Source organism: bacterium (genome assembly GCA_040757115.1).
GTDB lineage: Bacteria > UBA9089 > CG2-30-40-21 > CG2-30-40-21 > SBAY01 > JBFLXS01.
This window is the reverse complement of sequence record JBFLYA010000068.1, coordinates 1-3523: the sequence shown is the minus strand read 5'-3', so window position 1 is coordinate 3523 and position 3523 is coordinate 1. Positions and strand designations below refer to the sequence as shown.

The window sequence follows — 3523 nt, the reverse complement described above, 5'->3', positions numbered from 1 at the left end:
CACTCATAAAAAGGAAATATGTGGTTTGAGTGCCTATGAAATTCGTCCAGGTGCCACTAATCTTCATCTCATTACCTTTACCTATAATCCCAACCGCATCATATTTATTCCCAAATATCTTATTATCCCTATACCTGGGGAATGAGTTTAAATCCTGGAGCACAGGACAACCACCATTATAACTTATATTATTTCCCAGGATATATGGATTAGAATATTTTTCACACTTTATCCCATGATACTCTTGTGATGAAGTGCCATTATAACTTATCGTCCCATTTTGAATCACGGGAGATGAATTATTACAGACTATTCCATGCTCTGAATTATAAGAGATGGTGCAGGTAGATATAGTTGCTGAGGCATTGTCGAGTTTTAATCCAACCGGGTTATCCGTAATAATACTATTTTCAATAACAGGATTAGCCTGTTCCTTTAAATACATTCCACAGCTGTCTCCTTTTGAGATATAACAATTCCGGATACTCGGCGAGACATTTCCAATTATCCCTATCCTTCCAAACTTTACGGTGCAGTAAGTCATTGTCCCCACCCCATTCTCAAATACTATCCCATTCCAATGCCAGATTTTTTCATTATTCCCATCATAGAAAGAGGTAAAAACAATCGGTCTGTCTTTCGTTCCACTGGCAATTAGTTTCCCTCGAACATAAATAGCCCCCATATTCCACCCCGACTCTACTATTGGGTACATCTTGATTTCTACCCCAGGCTCTATCTCTAATGTTACCCCGCTTTGAAGTATTATGTTCATATCACTCATAAAAAGGAAATATGTGGTTTGAGTGCCTATGAAATTCGTCCAGGTGCCACTAATCTTCATCTCATTACCTTTACCTATAATCCCAACCGCATCATATTTATTCCCAAATATCTTATTATCTCTATATTCAGGAAATGTATTTATATCCTGTCCCAGAGGACATCCAAAATTATCACTTAACACATTATTCGAAATAATCGCCTTAGAGTTCTTCCTGCATATTATCCCAAAATGGTCTTTAGGACTACTACCGTTATGACTGATTGTCCCATTTTGAATTACTGCTGAGGAATTTTCACAGATTATCCCATTCCAACCATTATAAGAAACAGTAGTCGTAGAGATAATTACTGAGGTATTCTCCATCCGTATCCCATCGTATTTACAATGGCTAATAACGGAATTGCCTATTTCTACCTTTCTGGCTTTAATAATTCGCACCGCGGCTTCAAAACCAGTCGTTTGAGGCCCATCACCATATTCAATCACACAATACTTTAATTCACTCTCACTATCTTCTAAGAAATTTATTCGACCACCAACACCCGGGGGAATATTATCATCCTTAAGTCCGGTAAAGACTATTTTTGCCCCATCGGTTCCCCGGGCAGTCATACTTCCCTGAACTTCAATCGTTGCACCATTGAGTTTAACTATTACCCCTGGTTCTATCATCAATCTTGAATCCTTTGTTACCCGTATAAAATTATCTATGGCATACGGCAATTCTGCAAGTTTCCAGACTATTTCCGGCACGGTAATCTCACAACCAGTAAAAACCCACTGTTCAAATGGCCCCGGGTTATACACCCGTGGAGCCCGGCCAGTTAATATAACTGAATTCTCATTATCCTCAAATACATTCCCGTGATACTCCGCCAATGTATTTGGGTCTTGATAGAAAACATAGGTATTATTAGTCAAGGTATTAGAGGCAATAAGTGGTGGGTAAGGGCAATTGTATGTGGCTACCCCTTTAGTACAATTAGAGATAGTATTATTAGCCAGAACATAACCCGGGGGTAAATTCTGTAATCGAATACCACAATCCCACCAGCCACCAACAGTCACATCACCACCCTGATCATACCACTTTGAATCCATTATCTGACAATATTCTATCTTCGGTGTTGCATTTATCAGCCATAAGTTACCTACTACGGTGCTACCTTCTCCTACAGTCATAGAGCTGGGTCGTCTGCCGCCACCTATTATCTTACAATACCTTAAACTGCTTCCTGAAGCAGATGGTCCATTAAATTGAATGTAATTCCAATTACCAAATTTACCTTTATCAAAAACTATCTCTTCCTCCGGTGTCCCTTCGGCTATCAACCGACCCTCAATCTGCATCCTGCCTATATCCCTCATCTCCTCTTCTATATGCCCAAATCTACCTAAAACAAATTTAGCCCCTGGCTCTATCCTTAATGTTGAACCAACAGGAACACTAAGAGAATTGAATCCATAACTTAACTCTGCCTTCTTTAATACTATCTCTTTATCCTCTGGCATCTCACCACTTAACCAGATTAAATTAAATTCATTGTAGGCTTTATTGCCATGATATTCTATTTCAGATGAGGATATATCCTGGCTAAAAGCCGCATCTCTACAGGTAGTAACCGTATTTGTTAAAAACTTAATCAAAGAGCTGTTACATATCTGTATCCCAAAATTACCATCATCTCGAATTATATTATTATTTACCTCTACACCGCGACTATTCTTAACAACTATACTCCCCCAACATCTTACTACCTCGGTCTGAAAAACTATCTCATCATCATTACCTATTACCCCATCAATTAATATCCCTATCCCATATTGTTGACTACTTTTTCGTGCCATACCATCTTCATTCGTGACTTTGCAATTAAAGAGTTGAACATCTCTGGATTTAATGAGCACTGCTGGCTCTATCTTTATAATATCATTATACCACCAATCCGCATAACCGGCATATTTTATCTGGCAATATTTAAGTCTGCCAGTAGAGCCTTGCTCAAATATGAGTTTATCCCAATCACCAAAACAGGGTGTAGATGTCCCACCTCCTTCTGGTGTAGATGTTCCTTCGTCTGAGATAGGGGTAAATATAATCGGCTCCTGTGCGGTGCCTTCTGCTATCAAATTACCATACACGGTTAAATTTCGCCTGATTATCTCTGGTGGAATTAGCCAGTCTAAAAACTCGTCATTCCATTGAGCAATGTAATAATGGAATTTGACTACTACGCCTGGCTCGATTATTAATGTCTTACCACTGGGCACATAAACACTATCTACAATGACATACGGACTACCACCTTTCGTCCATCGACCACTTACCTCACCACCTTTGATATATACCGGACCTTTTTCAACAACCTCGATCCTGGCAAAGGCAGAGTAATCAGGGGCAAGTAAATAGCCAATGCTACCCGTTCCCTTTTTATCGCCCGCAATAAATGTAGTTTTTGACCCAAAAGTATGAGTTAATGTTCCAATATCTTTGTCCAACATCCACTCTCCACCATCTACTGCTATCTGATTCCCAAACGTATCATACCCCATAACTTCAAACTCTACCTCACTATTTATTACTAAAATAGCATTGTTGGGAGTGATATTTAAGTGATGCAGTTGTGCTGGACTAACCTTAAATTCATATCTATCTGTGGAATAACTTATCCCTAACCCATCGATTACATCAAACCAGTAGGTATAGGTATCTGCAGATGTAAGTCGAACCTTTGC

General features: G+C 39.2%; 1 protein-coding gene. It reads right to left on the bottom strand.

Features of this window, described 5'->3' with window-relative positions; genetic code table 11:
- Positions 1-3523: right-handed parallel beta-helix repeat-containing protein (locus tag AB1422_07895; GenBank protein ID MEW6619242.1), on the bottom strand; the 3523-nt coding region annotated here is incomplete at both ends.